Origin of the sequence: Mycobacterium sp. TY815, assembly GCF_030755135.1 — a bacterium.
Classification (GTDB): Bacteria; Actinomycetota; Actinomycetes; order Mycobacteriales; family Mycobacteriaceae; genus Mycobacterium.
In genome coordinates, this window is the sequence record NZ_JAUFRX010000003.1 from 792,739 (window position 1) to 809,805 (window position 17,067).

The 17,067-nt window shown below is 66.0% G+C and carries 18 protein-coding genes; all 18 read right to left on the reverse strand.

What is annotated here, in order from left to right:
* Positions 1 to 4,929: a transglycosylase family protein gene (locus tag QXK92_RS29395; RefSeq protein WP_306247730.1), complete on the reverse strand. Its 4,929-nt coding sequence runs from the start codon at positions 4,927 to 4,929 to the stop codon at positions 1 to 3.
* Positions 4,930 to 4,938: 9 nt separating this feature from the next.
* On the reverse strand, positions 4,939 to 5,268 hold the full coding sequence (locus tag QXK92_RS29400; protein WP_306247732.1) for a hypothetical protein: 330 nt from the start codon (positions 5,266 to 5,268) through the stop codon (positions 4,939 to 4,941).
* A gap of 50 nt (positions 5,269 to 5,318) precedes the next feature.
* Entirely contained in the window at positions 5,319 to 5,666 is a 348-nt protein-coding gene (locus QXK92_RS29405) for an adenylosuccinate synthase (protein ID WP_306247735.1), read from the reverse strand.
* The gene (locus tag QXK92_RS29410; protein ID WP_306247737.1) at positions 5,663 to 6,472 is read right to left on the reverse strand and encodes a hypothetical protein; all 810 of its coding nucleotides are present in this window, start codon (positions 6,470 to 6,472) and stop codon (positions 5,663 to 5,665) included. The genes QXK92_RS29405 and QXK92_RS29410 overlap by 4 nt, the downstream gene beginning before the upstream one ends.
* 102 nt (positions 6,473 to 6,574) lie before the next feature.
* Positions 6,575 to 6,973 carry a hypothetical protein gene (locus QXK92_RS29415; RefSeq protein WP_306247739.1) on the reverse strand — a complete coding sequence of 133 codons (399 nt, stop codon included), beginning with the start codon at positions 6,971 to 6,973 and terminating at the stop codon, positions 6,575 to 6,577.
* The gene (locus QXK92_RS29420) at positions 6,970 to 7,206 is read right to left on the reverse strand and encodes a hypothetical protein (RefSeq protein ID WP_306247741.1); all 237 of its coding nucleotides are present in this window, start codon (positions 7,204 to 7,206) and stop codon (positions 6,970 to 6,972) included. Before QXK92_RS29420 ends, QXK92_RS29415 begins: the two co-directional genes overlap by 4 nt.
* Positions 7,203 to 7,517 carry a hypothetical protein gene (locus QXK92_RS29425; protein ID WP_306247743.1) on the reverse strand — a complete coding sequence of 105 codons (315 nt, stop codon included), beginning with the start codon at positions 7,515 to 7,517 and terminating at the stop codon, positions 7,203 to 7,205. The genes QXK92_RS29420 and QXK92_RS29425 overlap by 4 nt, the downstream gene beginning before the upstream one ends.
* Positions 7,514 to 7,999 carry a hypothetical protein gene (locus QXK92_RS29430; RefSeq protein WP_306247744.1) on the reverse strand — a complete coding sequence of 162 codons (486 nt, stop codon included), beginning with the start codon at positions 7,997 to 7,999 and terminating at the stop codon, positions 7,514 to 7,516. Before QXK92_RS29430 ends, QXK92_RS29425 begins: the two co-directional genes overlap by 4 nt.
* Positions 7,999 to 8,322 carry a hypothetical protein gene (locus tag QXK92_RS29435; protein WP_306247746.1) on the reverse strand — a complete coding sequence of 108 codons (324 nt, stop codon included), beginning with the start codon at positions 8,320 to 8,322 and terminating at the stop codon, positions 7,999 to 8,001. The genes QXK92_RS29430 and QXK92_RS29435 overlap by 1 nt, the downstream gene beginning before the upstream one ends.
* Positions 8,323 to 8,326: 4 nt before the next feature.
* On the reverse strand, positions 8,327 to 9,655 hold the full coding sequence (locus tag QXK92_RS29440) for a phage major capsid protein (protein ID WP_306247748.1): 1,329 nt from the start codon (positions 9,653 to 9,655) through the stop codon (positions 8,327 to 8,329).
* Between the two features lie 7 nt (positions 9,656 to 9,662).
* Positions 9,663 to 10,442, reverse strand: a complete 780-nt coding sequence (locus QXK92_RS29445) for an HK97 family phage prohead protease (protein WP_306247750.1) — start codon at positions 10,440 to 10,442, stop codon at positions 9,663 to 9,665.
* Positions 10,442 to 11,731, reverse strand: a complete 1,290-nt coding sequence (locus tag QXK92_RS29450; protein ID WP_306247752.1) for a phage portal protein — start codon at positions 11,729 to 11,731, stop codon at positions 10,442 to 10,444. The genes QXK92_RS29445 and QXK92_RS29450 overlap by 1 nt, the downstream gene beginning before the upstream one ends.
* Positions 11,731 to 11,925, reverse strand: a complete 195-nt coding sequence (locus QXK92_RS29455) for a hypothetical protein (protein ID WP_306247754.1) — start codon at positions 11,923 to 11,925, stop codon at positions 11,731 to 11,733. Before QXK92_RS29455 ends, QXK92_RS29450 begins: the two co-directional genes overlap by 1 nt.
* 16 nt (positions 11,926 to 11,941) lie before the next feature.
* A complete protein-coding gene (locus tag QXK92_RS29460) occupies positions 11,942 to 14,704 on the reverse strand; it encodes a terminase TerL endonuclease subunit (RefSeq protein ID WP_306247756.1) in 2,763 nt (920 codons plus the stop codon).
* A 37-nt stretch (positions 14,705 to 14,741) separates the two neighbouring features.
* Positions 14,742 to 15,116: a phage terminase small subunit P27 family gene (locus QXK92_RS29465; RefSeq protein WP_371934612.1), complete on the reverse strand. Its 375-nt coding sequence runs from the start codon at positions 15,114 to 15,116 to the stop codon at positions 14,742 to 14,744.
* A 558-nt stretch (positions 15,117 to 15,674) separates the two neighbouring features.
* A complete protein-coding gene (locus QXK92_RS29470; RefSeq protein ID WP_306247761.1) occupies positions 15,675 to 15,911 on the reverse strand; it encodes a hypothetical protein in 237 nt (78 codons plus the stop codon).
* Complete coding sequence (locus QXK92_RS29475; RefSeq protein ID WP_306247763.1) at positions 15,908 to 16,234, reverse strand: hypothetical protein; 327 nt, start codon at positions 16,232 to 16,234, stop codon at positions 15,908 to 15,910. Before QXK92_RS29475 ends, QXK92_RS29470 begins: the two co-directional genes overlap by 4 nt.
* Positions 16,235 to 16,238: 4 nt before the next feature.
* Positions 16,239 to 16,583: an HNH endonuclease signature motif containing protein gene (locus QXK92_RS29480; RefSeq protein ID WP_306247765.1), complete on the reverse strand. Its 345-nt coding sequence runs from the start codon at positions 16,581 to 16,583 to the stop codon at positions 16,239 to 16,241.
* Positions 16,584 to 17,067 lie beyond the last annotated feature (484 nt).

Genomic DNA, 17,067 nt, shown 5'->3' on the forward strand with positions numbered 1-17,067 from the left:
TCAGCCCTTGCTGCTGCCTAGATGACGGTTCATGGCCAGTTCCTTTGAGCGGCGGTCTGCCTGGATGAAGGCGTCTTCTACGCGGGCGGTTTGGATGTTGAAGATGGTTTGCGGCCCGGGTCTTTGTCCCGCGTTGACGCCGTGCGCAACGTCGGGGGGAACGGCGGCGGAGACGGCAGGTGTCGCCGCCGCCAACGGCGACACCGCGGCCAACGGCGACGCGGACGCCCCCCCTGTACTGCCGCCGAACATCCCTCCGCCACCCAACGCCGCCAGCGGGTTGCTGCCGTCGAACAGCGTGTTGCCCGCGCTGTCCCCGATCTTGATGCCGCTGAGTAGCTTGGCGCCGGCCTGCAACCATCCCGGCGAGTCGTTCACACCGAACACGCCGAGCGCAGAGCTGACCTGGCCGCCGGCGAACTCGCCCAGCGCGGGCCCGAACTTCTGTGCCCGCTTGTCACCGCCGGTGAGCTGATTGCCGATCATCGTCAGGGGCATGGCGGCCGCGTCGGAGAACGATGACGGCACACCGATGCCGCTGCCGCCGCTGCCGGGCATCGGCGCCGCGTTGGGGGCGGAGAACTGAAACCCGCTCATGCCCGACGCGCCGGTCCCCGCGGATGCGGCGGGCACGGCGGGTGTCGTTGATGCGGTGCCGGGCTTCGTGGCGAACGTGTTCGGCCAGGCTCCCGGCCCCTGCGCCGCCAGCGTGGCCTCGGCTACCGCAATCTGCTGCTCGCGGGAAGCCAGGTCGGCGCGGGGCGCGTACTTCAGGCCGCCGAATTGCTCCCAGGTGGACTGCTTGAACTGCAGGCCGCCGAAGAAGCCGTTGCCGGTATTGATCGACCAGTTGCCGCCGGACTCCGCCTGAGCGATCGCATCCCAGTCCGGGACCGTGCCGCCGCCGGTGTTCCCGCTGTCGCCGAGCAGGATCGCATTGTGGATCGTCGTGTGCACGTGGTCGGTGTGGTCGGCGAAGTCGTTGTGACCGCGCCGGAAGTACCCCGGGTCCTCACTGCCGGGAGTTCCGACCAGTCGGCCCTTGTTGACGCCGATAGCCTGCCCCGTTTCGGGGTTCTGCCAGATCACGTCTTCCAGGCCGGCCAGCTTGCGGTTGGCGGCCAGCCATTCGGCGAACCGCTGCAGATCTGCCGTCGACCCGGACCAGTCGATGCCCTGGTTGCCCTCACCGGCGTCTTCCTGGTGACCCGGATAGGTGGAGGGCTTGACGTTGAATGCCTTGCCGAGCTGGTACACCCAGTCGGGGAACTTGACTCCGCCGCCGCCGTAGCCGCCGCTGTTGGAGCCATTCGGCACCGAGTACCGTCCGCCCGACGTCGCCACCAGGCCGCCCTGGTCATATCCGGGCAACGGCAGGCCGGGTAGGCGCCCGTTGTTGTTCATGAAGTCCAGCAGGCCGGGGTAGGCGTTCTCGATGCGCTGCCGCGACGTCGCTTTGATGACGTGCTCGCCGCCGTGCACGACGCCGGCGATCTGGTCTACGGGCACGTTGCCTGTGTAGCCACCACCTGAGAGCGCCTTGAGGCTCTTGCCCCAGTTGTTGAGCGCCTCGGCGCCGGGAATCTTGATGCCGAACGCCTCGGTCGGGATGTTTTCCAGGAATGTGCCCAACATCTTCAGCGGGGCCTTGATGATGTCGACGAGTCCCGAGAACGCCTGCGTGACACCATCCTTGATGGAACTTGCTGCGCCAGTGACACCGTTCTTCAGTGTTTCCCAGCCGGACTTGAACTTGTCGAAGATGCCGCCGACGAAGTTCCATGCCGCGCTGAACGCGTTTTTGATGCCAGTCCACGCCGGGGTTATCGCGTTGTTCCACAACCACATCGCGCCGTCGCCGACTATCCGCCACGCATCGCGCCACAGGTCGAACACCACGCTGATGCCCGCCCATACTGTCTGGAATCCGGCGCTGATGCCGTCCCACGCGGGCTTGAGTGCGTTGTTCCACAACCACATCGCCGCATCGCCGACAACGCTGAGGCCGGTCTTGAACGCGCCGAAGATGGTTTGTACTACCGGCCACGCCGCCGCGATCGCGGTCTTGATGCCGTTGAAGGCGGGCACCACCGCGTTCTGCCAAAGCCAGCCGATCGCCGCCCCCAACGCTTTGAGGACGGTGATGGCCGCGCCGAACTCCATCTTCTGCACCGACATCCACAGCTTGGCCAGCCACGTCACCGCGGGCTGAATGAAGGTCCACACCGATTTGATGGCACCGCCGACAGCTTTTAGGGCGCCAAGGATGACGGTGAATTTCAGCTTCTCGAACGCCAGCCACAGTTTCCCGACCCAGGCGACGGCGGGTTGGATGAAGTGCCACACCTGCTTGATCGCATTACCGAGCGCCGTAAACGCGGTCTTGGCGTTGGTCGCGAGCTGCTGCAGTCCCGGCTTCAGCTGCTCCCAGATCCGGCCGCCGGTGTTCTTCAACCAATCCCACACCGCCGCCGCGGTGGTCTTGATGCCCGTCCAGATTTTGTCCCAAAGTTTGCGGCCGACTTCGGTTTTCGTGAAGAATGCCCAGATCGCGGCGCCGGCCGCGACGACGCCGGCGATGATCAGTCCGATCGGGTTGGCGGTCAACGCGGCGTTCCACAACCACTGCGCGGCGGTGATGACCTTGGTGGCCGCGGACCCGGCCAGCAGCGCGATACGGTGCGCGGTCAGGGCGATGGTGTTGGTGCCCAGCGCCGCTGCGCCGGCACCGGTAGCGGCGGCGAGCACTCCTTGGGCGATCGACGCGGCGGCCATGCCGGCCTGCCACACGACCATCGCGGCGCCGATGCCCTTAGCTGCGATCGTCGCGCCCAGAATCAGGGGAAGCAGCGGCCCGAGGTGTGCGACGATGGTGGCCAGGTGCGGTGCGATCGCGGCGACGACGGTCGCCCACGGCCGGAACCCCTCCACTACCGCCGGCAGGATCGGCGCCAAGTTCTGCATCACGTCGCGCAGCGCCGGCATGAGTTCGCGGGCCATCGACATGATCCCCGGCGTGGCCTGCTTGATCGCATCGCCGATCGCGTGAAACCCGGGCGCCAACGCGGGGGCCGCGATCCCGCTCAGCTCGCGCAGTGCCGAGAAGATCGGTCCGACGACGTCACGGATGCTGTGGAACACCTGCCGCAGCTTCTCGAATGCGAGAATCATCTGCGCAGGAGTGATTTTGCTCAACCATTCCCCGACCGAGCCCAGCACATCGCCGATGTTCTTGCCCACACCCGCGAACGTCTTGGCCGCAGTCGCAGCGAACGACACCAGGCCGGTGGCCAGCCCCCCGAGACCGTTGGTGCCTTTCAACGCCGTGAAGAATGTGTTGGCCGCGGCGGCCATGTTGTTGAAGCCCTGCACGGCTTGCGGCCCGGACAGCGCCTTGGCGACATCCGATCCGATCCCGCCGAGCAGCGTCGACAGGCCCGTCAAGCGCGGTCCCACGGTGTCAAGCAGCCCGACGAACGCTTGAATGCCCGGCGCCATCGCGGTTGTCAGGTTGTCGGTGATGGACTGACGCAGCTTCTTCACGGCGTCGAGCGCCGGAGCCAACCGCTGCCCGATCATCAGGTCGAACGGGTCTACGCCCTTCTGGCCCTGGCTTTGCGCGTCGGCCACGGCCTGCTGCGCGTCGGCGACCCGCTGCTCAGCGTCGGCGATCGCCTGGTTGGCGTCAACGACGCGCTGCTTTGCCGCGACGACCTGATCGGAGCCCTCGACGCCGACGCGGTTAGCCTCAGCCGCCCTCTCCTGCAGATCCCCGTTCGACTCCTGAGTTTCGGCGAGCCGCTGCTCAGCCTCCTGCACCCGCAGGATGGCCCGCTCACGGTCGATCATGTCGAACGGCTGGCCGTCCTTGCCGAGGTTCTGCAGGTCGCGGCGCGCCTCAAGCAGCGACAGCTGCGCGTCCCGCTCGGTCAGCGCCGACCCCTTCAGGGCCAGGTTCATGTCCTCGATCTGCTCTTGGGCATCCTTACGTGCCCGAGTCAGATCACGCTCGGCGTCACGAGAGTCACGCTTGGCGCGCTGGACACCCTTCTCAGCTTCGGTGAGCTGCCGTGCGGCCGCCGCCACGGCTTTGGCTTGGCCGGCGCCGCCGTCGCTGGACGCGTACGCCTTCGCCGCGTCCTGCAACCCCTTGAAGCCCAAAGCCAGGGTGAGCAGCGCAGGCCCCAGAATGCCCGAAGCTGCCGCAGCCGCAGCGCCCATCGCGGCGCCCATCGCAGTCAGCGCAGAAATCATGGGCCCACCGAGCAGTGCGGCCACCCCGCTCGCAGCCCCAAGCAGCGCGGACAGGCCGATCACACCGACCGCCGCGTACTTGCCGATGTTGTTGAGGATCGACAGCCCGCGCCCGACGACGTACAAGGCGATGAGCGCCGAGGTGATGCGGCCGATGTCGCGGGCCGCGCCGCCGGCTGCCCGCGACACCAGGTTGAGGCCAACCGCCAGGCGGGTCACGCCGCCGCCGCCGAGCAGCGCCAGCGCCCCGCCAGCCGCCAGCAGCGACCGCGACAGCGCCCCCGCCGCGATAGACGCCACCTTTGTGCCCGTCGCGATCGCGCCGACGTTACGCAGGACAGGGCCCGCGCTGGCCACCACCGAGTCGAACCCCGACCCGATAGACCGGACGCTGGACAGGATCGACGCCGCCAAGCTCGACCCGAACCGGCTACCGGTCCGCTTCGCGTTCGCCTCCGACAGCTCTTCATCGACCTGACGGTGCAGACCGTCGGCAATGCGCGCCCCCTGCAAACCGGAACGCACATCCCGGCCCGCACGCGCACCGGCTTCCCGCGCACCGGACACATCCACGTCGACATCGATCGACATGTTGCGCGTCGCACGCGCGATCGCCTCACGGACACCGCGCAGCGACGGAATAATCTGCAGGACAGCGAAGCCGATGTTTTCCAACTCTCCAGATCACCCCAATCCGTATGTCTGCTTGCGTTTTTCAAATTTGGTGCGCAGATCGACGACCCTCGCCGTCTTCGCCTCAGCGTGGGCCTTCTGCTGAATCTCGGCGCGCACCGGATGATCACGGAAACGCGCTTTGGCGCCGCTGTTGATCTGCAACGTCAGCGCCCAATGATCGGCGATCAGATGCTCGACATTCCCCCACGGCACACGGCCGCCGTTGAGCGCGCGCACGAGCGCCGACTCGACGGGCAGTTGCCGTATCAGCACGCCGAGTCGGCGCGCTGACAGCGTGCCGCGGAAGAAGTCGAGCAGGTCAATTCGGTAGAACCGCAACAGGTCAGCCTCTATCGCGTCACTGTGCTCGCACAGCAGACGCCAGAGGCTTACAAGTTTCCCGTGATCGCCTCAAGCTTCTCGCCGATGGCGATGAAGTCGTCAAGCGTCGGGTTGGCCGCAAGGAACGCCGACCACTGCTCCTTGCCGAGCAGCAGCTCGGTACCACGCAGATTCTCGTCCTGCTCGAAGGCGATGACCGCGGCCAGCGGAATCTTGCCGGCGACCGGAATCCGCAGTTGCACCCCGCACTGCTCGACGGTCACGTAACCGTCCTCCGCTTCGGCCTGCAACTGCTTGACCGCCGCCTTCTCGGCGGGCGTCTTCTTCGGTTTACGATCCTGCGGCTTGCGCGCATTCGCCGGGATGCGGGACACGTCCGACTTGGCGGCGGTCATGCGACCGTCACCGTGCCACCCGTACCGGCCGCCGACACCGTGGTCACCGGGCCGGTGAAGGTAGCGACCAGCGGGCCGCCGTCAGGCCCGTCCACCGTGACGCCCGGCGTCGGCAACGCCTGAACGGTGGACAGCGCCCGAAGCGCAGCCTGCAACGCCGCCTTCGTCTTCGCGGTAATCGACGCCGAGGTCGACCCGTCCACAGTCGCCGTGTAGGCCGACACGCCCGCAGCGATGGTGAACGTCTTCACCACATCGTCGGTGGATGCGTCGACGACCTGGAAGATGTCGCCGTTGGCGTCGGTGGTGTGGTGCACCGTCAGCTCAGCCCACGACAGCTCTCCGTCGACGATGCCGCCGTGACCCTTCAGCTCGACCGGGCACTTCGTCAGCTGGACCCACACGGTGGCGCGGTCCTCGTCGACGAACCGGTACAGCACGTAGACCTGCACATCCTTCGGCGCGCCGATCTTGTTGGGCGCCGAACCCGGCAGCACGATCTTTCGCGTCGTCGAATTCATTTCCAGCGCAGTGAATCCCGTCTTCAACGCGCCCTTGCGCAGCTTGATCCGGAACCTCGGCCGGCCGAACGCGTCGTATTCCTTGACCTCGATCGTCGGGTCGAGCGGGATGCCCTTCTTGTCGTCGATCATGCCGGTGAACTCCCAGCCCAGCGCGGCCAGGTCGGCGGTCGGCGACGACGGAATCTTCGTTGCGATGTCGGTGACGTTCTCCGCCAGGATCAGCCACACCTCGGCTTCATCGGGGATCGTGGTGAGATTCGGGTTCTCGGTGGTGTTGACCATTGCGAATTTCCCTCCTTCAAGGGCGTTTGTTGCGATGCCCTCGCGGGCTGAAATAACCCCACCCGGGTTCGGGCAGGGCAGATCGTGCGCGCGTGTGCGCGGCTACTGCGGTACTGCGGTCCGGGCGCGTGCCCGCACAGTGAACGACGACAGGTCACCCCCGGTCTGGGGGTCGCGAGCATCCACCACGCCGGCCCCAGGAAGCAGCGCAGCGACACCAGGAATCCGCGCGGTCAGCAGCCGGGCCAGCGCCTTATGCACATATGTGCGGTCCCGGCCCGACGTCCACGACGTCACGCGGATCGCCGGCGACGTCGCGGCCGGCCACAGGCCCAGCGGGTCGCCGTCGTCAGCGAGCACCAGCACCGGATCGGAACCCAGGGCCCACCCTGACGGCAACTCAAGTGTCACCGTCAGCGACGGGAACGTGTCCGCCAGATCCGCCTTCAGCCAGTCCTTGACAAGACGGACAACGTCTTTCGGCTCGAAACCGGTTCTCACTTCGACCGCACTTGGAGGCCCGCTGCTGCGGCGGCGCGGGTCAGCGCCCCGTCCTTGGCCTGCTGGTGAGCCGGCACCCGGACCGCCGCCACCGCGCGGTCGGTCGTGTACTCCGCGACTTCGGCGTCCTCGCCGGCGGCGGCGGCCACCTTGTCGGCGATCGCGCGGACATGCCTGGCGGCCATTTCCTTGAGGATCTTCTCGCCGCCCCGGTAGTCCAGCTCGAAACTCATCCCTGCCCCCGCGCGCACAACACCTCAAGTCCGCCGCGTCCCTGCATCTGCCAGTCATTGACGATGATCCGGTACCGCTTCCCGCGGACGGTGAGTTCGTCGCTGTTGACCAGATCCGTTCCGGCAGCGAAGTACACGACGCAAGCGATGTCTTCGCCGTCGCGGCCGTCGCTGATCCGCTGCCGCGGCGTAACACCCGGTACGACACCCGGCGCCACCCCGATCGCCACCAACGGTGTCTGCGATGCCGGGATGAGCTGGCTGTTCTCGTCGCGGCCGCCGCCGCGGTGCCGGATCACCTGCTCACTCACGGCGCAGATTCCAGCCGGTACTGCTCAAGCAGCGAGCGCTCGACGACGCTGAACGCCGACCCGTCGGCCATCGCCTTGCTGTCCCACTGGAAGGGGCCGACTACGCGTGGTTTGTCGCTGGCTTCCGATCGCTCTGCGTACGACGAAACCGCGGCGGTGAAGTCGAGGGCTTCGGCGGCCTCGAATCCGTGTGTCATCGTGACGACGATCGCCCCATAGTTCCGGGACCAGTTGGCGCCTGACTTCTTGCGCACCAGGCCGCGTGTCGACCAGTGCAGGTCGGCCACATTGAGGGTGACGCCGTCCTCGACGACCCCGCCCAGTTCAATGAGCCGCAGCGTCGGCAGCACCAGCAGCGGCGACCTCGGCCCGTCCAACGTCACCACGTCGTCTTCGTTGACGGGGGTGACGTGCCAGCCGCAGAAACGCCGCGCGACGGACCGCGCGACGTCCTGCGAAGTTGGTGCGGTTGGTGCGGTCATCAGGCTTTCGGTGCCTCGGCCGCCGCGCCCTTGTTCTGCGGTGCGGCAGCTTGCTTGTTGGCCGACGCCTTCGCCTGCGTGTGCTGGGCATCCTCAGCCTTCGCTTCGCGCTGCGCCTCGGTCACCTCGACCTCCTGGCTGGACACCAGGTCCTTCTTGGTGAAACCCTGCAACTTCGCGTCCTCGTCGGACAGCTGCACCGTCGTGGCCATGCCGTTGATGACGGTGCTGTACTCCTTGAGCGCCACCGGCGTCTCCTCTCGGAAAGGCGGGTCCGCTGAGGGCAATTCAGCCCCCAGCGAGCCCGCGTTGATCAGCGCCACCGGATCAGGACAGCGCAGCCTTCACGAACGCCTTCGGCCGCGTTACGGCGAAGGCCAAGCGCTCCTCAGCGAGGATCGCGACCATGTTGCGGATGAAGAAGTCCGCGTGCGAATCCGACATCGTGACCGTGGTCTGTTCCCGGTCCCACAGGACCGCCTTGCCGAAATCGCCGACGAGGATGTCGGTGTCGGGCTGAGTTTCCGACACGACCGTCGGCACCCCCCACAGGGTCCGCGGTCCGATGGCCTGGGGGCCGCCGTACCGGTACTGGCCGTTGAGATCCTTGTCCAGGTCGATGATCTCGGCGGTTGCCGGGGAAATCACGATCGCCGTCGGATTCACCCGCCCGACGACCCGCGCCTTCGTCAGCGCCTTGCGGGCCGTCCGGAAGATGTCGGTGTCGAACGCCTGAGTCTGGATGCCAGACCAGTTACGGATACCGGTGAAGTTCTCACCGGTGCCGTCGCCGGCCAGGATCTGTCCCTCTTCGGCCTCAGCGACATCCGCGCGCAGCTCGTCGTTGATCAGCCCTTCCAGTGCGGCGACGTCAGCGAGCGCCCGCTTGGTGGCCGGCACCCACTCCGCGATCGTCTTCACGACGGCAGTGCGGCGCACGAACGCCCACGAGCCCTCGGGCTTGTAGCCGCCGTTCGGGTCCAGGACCAACGGGGCCTGCGTGGTCCCGGCCGGGGCCTGCGGAGCAGCCGAGCTGGTCGCCTCCGGCACCACCGCAGCGGCGTTGGTGTGCGACGTCTGCTCGACGTACTCCACGGTGTCCGAACCGGTGCGGCGCACCGACACCAGATCGCGGATCTTCAGCTCCTTGCGGCCCAGCATCTCCACAATGCCGGTCTGCTCATTGACCACGAACACGCCAGCGGACGTGTCGGTGCCGCCGACGAACAGGCCCTTGATGCTGATCGGGTCGGACTGGATGCGCGCCTTCTCAGGGATCCGCGGGTTCTCCAGACCGCCGAACGGCTTGAGCATCGACTTGAATTCGGGCGACTCGACGACCTGCAAGCCCAGCGACTTCACCCGCTCACGCACGGGCTGGCGGCCCTGCGCGTCCAGGTCGTCCTTCGCTGCTGCCGGGTCGCCGATCTCGCCGGCCAACGCCTTCGCGCCGTCCAGGATCGCGAGATCGGCCTTGGCGACCTTGATCTCTTCAAGCTTTTCCCGACCCTTGGCCATGGCCTCGTCGTACGCCCTGCGGTCGTCCTCGGACCAGTCGCTCGGATTCTTGTCGGTGTTGGCATCGATGATCTCGCGGGCCTTCTGCGTGTGCACCAGCGCGGCCTTCTGAAGGTCGGCCAGCTTCGTTGCCGTCATCGGCATGTCATGCTCCTATCTCGGAAGTGGTTGCGCTCAGCTGAATTTCGAGGCTGAGCAGATCCAGCGCCGAGGTGTCGACGGACGGGTTGTGGCTGGCCCCAGCGGAATCCGATGCCTCGGATTCCTCTTGAGACGGGCCGGTACCGCTGGCCTTCTCCTCGCCTGATGTGCTGTCGAGAGCCGAGAGCACGCGACCGATCGCGTTGTGTGCCTCTCGTAGTTCGCCCTCGTTCTTGGCCGACAGCACGCGGCCAGCTTTGACGTCGCGCAGCGCGCGCTCAGCGACGGTGGGAATCGACTTAACGGCCAGGATCTCGGTCTCCTGGTTGGCGCCGATCGTCACAATCGACACCTCGTAGAGCTTCAGCTCGCGCAGCTCCCAGACGTGTTCGCCGCCGTGCACTGCCGGCCCGGAGTCGATCTCGTCGTACGCGAACGACATCTGACGGATCCGCCGGCCCTTGAGCAACCGGTAAGTCTGCAGTGCCTTCGGGTTTTCCAAGTCGAGCTGCGCGTGAATCTTCAACCCGACGTTGTCCTCGGACGCAGCGACCAGACCCCCGAGGTTGTAGTCGGGATCGGACATGTTGTGCCCAAACAGCAGCGGGATTGTGTCGCCCGACTTCACCCATTCGGCCAGCGTCTTCGCGAAAGCACCCGGCATCACGACGTCGCCGTAGGAATCCTTGTTGCCGAAAATGCTTGCGTAGGCGGTGAACTCGCCATCCTTCAGCCCGTCGTCAGGTCCGGCTTTCACGTCGATTGCCGCGCTCTTTGTGAGCATCAGTCCTCCTGCTCGTCGTCCGGTTCCGGCGGCTTGTTCGTCGGCTTCACGTCATTACCGCCGCCGCCCTCGGCCAGGATCGGCTGCTGGTCACCGTTCTGTGTCACGTTCAGTGGGCGAATCAACTCGTCGCCGCCCTCGACCGGTGGCCGGTTGTCTAGCGCACGGGCCTCGTTGATCGTCATCGTCGGGCCGCCCACCGCCTTGGTGATCGCGTCCTGGCGTGACACAAAATCGCCGGAGAGCTTCTCGCGCAGATTGAACTCCGCGTAGAACTGCTGCGGCTTCCCCTCGAAATCAGGGATCAGCTGCAAACTGATCTCATCCTGGATCATCGTCAGCCACGGCCCCAGCGCGTCCGTGTACAGCATCTTCCGCTGCTCGGTGATGTTGGAAAACGTTGCATCGTCCAAGATTCCGACCATCGGCGGAGGGATGAAGTAAGCCGACGCGACCTCGCCGCGGGTCAACTTCCGGCCCTCGACGTACTGCAGCTCCTTCGCAGTCTGACTGGCGGCAACGAACTCCATGCCGTCCTCAAGGATCGGCGTGCCGCCGGCCTGCGGTCCATCAGCGACGTACTGCTGTTGCCACTGCTGCCGGAACCGCTCGCGGGCTTCCCTCGACCATTCTTTTACCCCCGACGTCGACGGCGGCGGCCGCTTGATGTAACCCGAGACTCGGGCGCCGTTGCGCATGACCTGCTCGCGCATCTGCGAACCGGCCCAGTCCTCCAACAAGATCTGCCGCAACGATTCCAGCGGCGACACTCCGACATCCCCATCGGCGCTGTAGCCGCGGAAGTACACGACCTGATCTGCGGGAAAAACCTTGCGCTGCTTGGAACCAGCTAGCTCGAACTCATCAGGAGTGAGCCAGTTGTCGCCCTTGGGCGCCACCAGCTTCGGAGGCAACCGCACCAGGCCCGACGTCTGGCCGTCGACCTTCATCTTCAGCCAGTAGGCCACGTCGTAGATCGCGAAGTCATGCACCAGCGCATTGATGAACCGGTACCGCGTTGTCCACGGATTCGGCTGACGCAACAACATCGCCAACGGATGATCGTTCAACCGCTCCCGCTCGGTGTCGCTGTCGCGGCGGTACAGCGGCAATCCGAGCTGCGCAATGTTGCGGGCCAGGAACGTCACCACCGTGCGCACCGCGGGCTGCGTGCGCCAGATCTTGTCGTAGTCCATCGACAGCGACACCACCGTGGGCAGCCGACTCGACGACACGAAGCTCGGCCGAGACAATGCGCGCACCGCGCCTTCAGACACAACGAACGTCATCAGCGCGCGACGACCTGCACGTAGTCGACGTTGATCGTGTCGACGATGATCTCACCGTCGGCCGGAGACGGCGCCGAAGCGCCCTCGTCGAAAACCTCGCATGCCTTGAGCACCAAGAACGTGCCCGGCGTCGCGACCAGGACACCCGACACGGCGTTGCCCGAGAACAGCGACACCAGCACTTGCCGGTTCAAGCCCGGGTGCTGTCGTCTAAACAATCATCAGCCCTTCGCCGTCGTCGTCCTCGTACGCCGAGGTGGATTCCGCCTCGCGCGCCGCTACCGCCCGCGCCAGCGCCATGATCAGCGCCACCACACCGTCGATCTTGTCGCCGGCGTTCTTCTTGTCCGGCTTCACATTTCCCGCCGGGTCCATCGTCACCGCGAAGTTATCCACCATCCACCGCCACAGCGGGTTGCCGCCGTGCCGGATCATCGGTTTCACCGGCGCGCCGCGCTCGTCGGCCCGTGCACCCACCTTGATCAGCCGCTGCAAATCCTTCGTCGGCGCCGACATCGACGCGAACCCCTGACCGAAAGTGATCATCGGCGCGCCATCAGTCGTCAGATCGTTGACGATCTGCGTCGCGTTCCACCGGTCGTACGCGATCTCCTGCACCAGGAACTCGTCACGGTCCCGCCCGATCTGCGCCTTGATGAAGTCGTAATCGGTGACATCACCCGGCGTCGCCGTCAGCCACCCCTTCTCCACCCACCCCGACGCCGCATCCGCCGTCCGCGCATCCAAAGCCTCAATCGAGTCCTCCGGCGCCCAGCACCGCAACAGCACATCGAACGCGCCGCCCTCGGCCGAGAACACCCACGCCAACGCACACAGGTCCGACGTCGACCCCAAGTCCAGCCCGCCCCAGCACTCGCGGCCCTTCAACCGCGACAGGTCAACGATCGACGCGTTCATATCCCACTCGTCGACGTCGAGATACCGCGTCTCCTGCTTCGTGCGGATCCCCAAGCGCAGCCGCAGGAACGACGCAAGCTCCGCCGGCGAGTCCTTCGCCTTCTCCGCCGCCTCAACCATCGACCGCTTCGTCGGGCTAACCCCGTAGCCCGGATTCGCCTTCCGCCACGTCAATTCCGCGAACGGGTCGTCGCCCTTAACCAACTTCCCGTCGAGGTACTCGGGTTTCTCCGCCGCGAACACCACACCGTACGTCGTCGGCCGCTTCAACACATCCCGGGCGAGCTTCTCGATCAGCGACCGCTTCTCGTCATACGGTGTGTGCCGCTTCCCGGCATCCGCCGTCGTGATGTAGATGATCAGCGGCTGCTCGCGAGAACCTGTGCCGGTTTCCAGCGCCTCGATCAGATCCATCTGCTTGTGCAGGTGCAGCTCATCGACGATCGCGCCATGCACATCGGCGCCGTGCTGCGCATCACCCGCATTCGCGATCGGCTGGAAGTAACTTCCGCTGGCCGCGTGCGTGATCCGGTGCTTCAGCGCCCGCAGGTGCCGCTTCAGCCCCGGCGACTTATTGACCAGCTGCCGGATCGGCTCGAAAACGAACCCGGCCTGCTCCTTCGTCGTCGCCGCCGCGACCACCTGGGCGCCGAACTCGCCGTCAGCCGCCGTCAAGTAGATACCCCACCCGGCGGCCGTCGTCGTGTTGTGCGTCGGCACCAGGCCCTCGCCAATGAGGAACTGTTTCGATGCGTCTGCGACCTGGATGCACCGTGTGCGCACCGAGTCAGTCGGCCGGACCGCGACAATCGCGTTCGTGACCGCCCTTGTAGCCCGCTCCGGCGCGATGGCGAGCCGATCCGTCTTGCGGGCCAAGGCGAACGGTGACCTCTCGCGGTACGCCGTCCATGTCACACGCCACTTCGGTCCACAGTCCCGGCCCTCAAAGGCCGCGCGACCCTCGCGGATGGTTGCCTTCCACCCCAACGACCGGGCCAAAAACAGCGCCGCGTCGGCGAGTTCGCGACGTGTGGACGTGAACTCCACCCGCGGCGTGTTCCGCCCTTGGTTCACGCCGCCGTCGGTGTCCATCAGGCCCCGCAGCAGCTCCATGCGCTGCTCGGCCGATCCGGTCAGGTAGGCGTCCGGAACGTGCTTGTTGCCAAGCACTCCGAGTGCTCGCAGCGCGACCCGGAACCCGCCGTTGATCGAGTGCGTGATCGAGCCCGGCGGCGTCCGCACGTCGTAGTGCTCGCCGAAGTGCGCTAAAACCTCCGCGTCAACGGTCGTGATCCTGGCCGCGTCGGTCGCCCCGTCGCCCAGCCATGCGCCGAGTAGGTACGGATCTACGGGCAGGTCAGACGCCGGGCGCCGTAACACTCGGTCAGCGCGTACCGAGTACCGTGCGTCTCCGCGCGCGCCGCAACGGTGCTGCGCGTAGAGCGTGGGCGTGTCGATCGTGACCGCCGCGCCCTTGCCCCGCCCTTCCGTCCAACGTTGCGGATCGTGTCCGAAGCGATCCCAGACGGTCCAGAGGTGCTGATCGTCGCAGACGACGACCTGGCCGTCACCGAACTCAACCTCGTAGCACGGACGTTGGTGCTCGTCGGAGACGAAGGTCACCGGAGTGAGCGATCCGTCCACAGTGTGTACCAAGTCTCCGACCCGTAGATCGCCGAACTTGATCCACCCGCGACCAGTCAGGATCGGGGTGTCGACTCCGATCCCTTTGCCGTTCTTCCTCGGCACATCGACGTACAGGATCGTGATGATCCGCACCCAGCGGCCCGAGTCAGGCGATCGGTGCACCCACCCGGCGACCGGCGCGATCATGTACGCGACCTGCCACACATCCGGGTCGAACCGCTGGCCAGCGAACCGGCCCTTCGTGTGCCGCAGCTGCCGGAACGCCGCGATCACCTTGTCGACCCGCGCCGGATCGAACCGCGCACCCGGAACCTCCCGAGGCTCCGGGGTCTTGATCAGCGGCGGACAGTCCGGCGGCGCATACCCGCGGTCCTGCAAATACCAGGCGACCTCCGGGCTGAGCTTCAACTCATCGAGATCAGCGTCTGACCAGGGATTATCCGGGTCAGTCGTCGCCGACGGCGGCCGCGAACGGGTTCGCCTCGTTGTCGCCACGATCGTCGTCCCGCTTCGACACGTTCCGCTCACCCGCCGGCGTCAACCCGAAGTCATTCGCATACTGACGCAGCCGCGTCTCAGCCTGCTCCGCCACAGCAACGGACGGATTCTTGGTGAACCAGACTGACTCGGTGCCGTCCTTCTTCACCGAGGTGTTGCGGACCACCTGGCCGTTGGCCGCGATGTCACGTACAGCCGTCACCCACCGCGACCACAGTTCGCAGTACGTCGTCAGCGTGGCCCGATCCTCCGGCTTGACCAGGTCCAAACGCGTCAGACCAGGCACGATGCGCTTCCACTCGGCCTTCGCTTCGCGGCTCATCCACGTGGGAGGGTTCGGTGCCAGGCGCTTGAACGCGGGCGGCGGTGCGACCGGGCGGCCCGCCGAGTCCTTGCCCTCGCCTCGGCCGTTCAGCAGAAGCAAGTTTGCTGGTTGAGGTGGCCTACCCACCGTTTGCTGCCAATGTTTGCTGGCGCCGGAGCCGAGTTTGCTGCGGAGGGCACCAAATTAACTGCACCGGGGGGCAAGTTTGCTGCAGAAAACCCCGCCTTGCCCGCGATACCCCCCCTACCAGCAGTTTTGTGCAGAAAAATGCGAAGCCACCGCGGCGAGGGTTGCATTTGTGCTGGTCAGCGATGTGAACCCCCCTACGGGGCACGTCGGGGGCCTGCGGCGATGCGCTGGTGGCCGTTGGCCGTTCGCTGCCACGGGTCGGGGTGTTTGCTGGCCAGGTTGGCGTGTTTGCTGGGGGGTTGCCCTGGGGGCGGCCGTGTTTGCTGGGCGCTGCGGTGTTTGCTGGCGCGACGGACTGCAATTCGCGGGCGGTCACCGTGTCGACGATGGCGTCGTACTCAGCCAGATCGGCGCAGATCTGGCACATCAGCTGGTAACTGCGTTCAGCAGTGATCCGCCGCTTCGGAGTGCGGGTCGGATGTCGGCCATGGTGTCATCGTCGATGGCGGCTTCGCTGTCGATGATGATCACATCGAACGCGCAGCCGCGGATGACATCACCGACGTCAGAGGCGCTGAATACCGCGCATGAGACACCGAGGGTGGTGGCGAGCATCGTGGCTCGGGGCACGTTAGCTGCGATGACAGCCACGGATGCGCTCATGACCCGACCTGGCTGCCGTCGTCCCAGTCGAACTCGTTGACGGGAAGGTGCATCTGGCATCCGACGCAGAACGTCGCACCGTAAAACGATGGGTCGCGAGCGTAGGTCTCGGCAATGGCCAAGCTCATGGTGGTGGCTTGGCCACATGCTGGCTTCTGCTGCGTGGTGCCGCGCGCGTGGACGTAGGTGCGGCGGACGGGCCTGACGAATCCCTTGGCGCGCTCAGCGTCCGACAGCGTGAGGTAGGTGTCGGCTTGGCCCTTGGCCTCGGTGTCGATGCCGCGCGTCAGGCGTGGATCGTTGGGGTCGCTTGTCAGTGCCACTGGTTCACCTCGCTCTCGTCTTGCCGCGCAGTGCATCCTGAACGGTCTTCTGGTCGTGGTGTGGCTTGCAGAGGGACTGGTAGTTGTCCCAGTCGTACCGTCGCGGGTCGTCGGCTGTCAGCTCTGCGAGCGGCACGATGTGGTCCACCTGATGCATGACTCGGTGGCAGCCGGGGTGTTCGCAGTAGGGGTTCTGGGCCCGGTAGGTGTCCATGCTGCGGCGCATCCGCATGTCGGTCTTGCCGCCGATGTGGGTGGAGCCTTCGTAGGCGGGCCGGCAGTCGCACGGGCGGCCCTTTAGAGCGGGCTTGCGGCACCGGCTACAGACCCGGGGCGGGGCGCTAGGCACGGCGCTTCATGTCCGCGCGAGCTGTCTGAAGCTGGTCAATGAGCTTGTCCAGTTCCTCGTCCCAGCGAACCATCTTCGCGAAGTCGCCGAATTTCCGTGCTCGTTCGCGTTCGTAAACGGCGGTCCGGATTTGCGGCTCTAGTTCTTTCGCTAGGGAGTGGAGTCGGGGGATACCTGACCTTCGGTACCTCTTGTCGAGGTCGTGATGGCATGTCCTGCAACGCGGTTGGTAGTGCTTGGGGTTGGTGCTGTATTCCAGTCCTTTTGGACTGGTGAGTTCGTTCGGGTCTTGGTGGTCGTAGGACCAGTGCCGCGCTGGTGCGCCGCAGTCGACGCAGGGGTGTCGGCGGGCGAGTCCCTGGCGGTAGTTCAAGCGCGAGTGCATTGCTTCGTAGGTCGGCTGATCAGTCGTAGTATCTGGCATGTCGATCTCCTTGGAAGGTCGGCCATACCCAGTTGGCGCGGTCGCCGGGGGCTTTCATTC

Bases quoted from the DNA above. Each gene is read 5' to 3' on its own strand.
- QXK92_RS29405 (WP_306247735.1), bottom strand. From the start codon at position 5,666: ATGACCGCCGCCAAGTCGGACGTGTCCCGCATCCCGGCGAATGCGCGC.
- QXK92_RS29410 (WP_306247737.1), bottom strand. From the start codon at position 6,472: ATGGTCAACACCACCGAGAACCCGAATCTCACCACGATCCCCGATGAA.
- QXK92_RS29420 (WP_306247741.1), bottom strand. From the start codon at position 7,206: ATGAGTTTCGAGCTGGACTACCGGGGCGGCGAGAAGATCCTCAAGGAA.
- QXK92_RS29430 (WP_306247744.1), bottom strand. From the start codon at position 7,999: ATGACCGCACCAACCGCACCAACTTCGCAGGACGTCGCGCGGTCCGTC.
- QXK92_RS29440 (WP_306247748.1), bottom strand. From the start codon at position 9,655: ATGACGGCAACGAAGCTGGCCGACCTTCAGAAGGCCGCGCTGGTGCAC.
- QXK92_RS29445 (WP_306247750.1), bottom strand. From the start codon at position 10,442: ATGCTCACAAAGAGCGCGGCAATCGACGTGAAAGCCGGACCTGACGAC.
- QXK92_RS29450 (WP_306247752.1), bottom strand. From the start codon at position 11,731: ATGACGTTCGTTGTGTCTGAAGGCGCGGTGCGCGCATTGTCTCGGCCG.
- QXK92_RS29465 (WP_371934612.1), bottom strand. From the start codon at position 15,116: ATGAGCCGCGAAGCGAAGGCCGAGTGGAAGCGCATCGTGCCTGGTCTG.
- QXK92_RS29470 (WP_306247761.1), bottom strand. From the start codon at position 15,911: ATGAGCGCATCCGTGGCTGTCATCGCAGCTAACGTGCCCCGAGCCACG.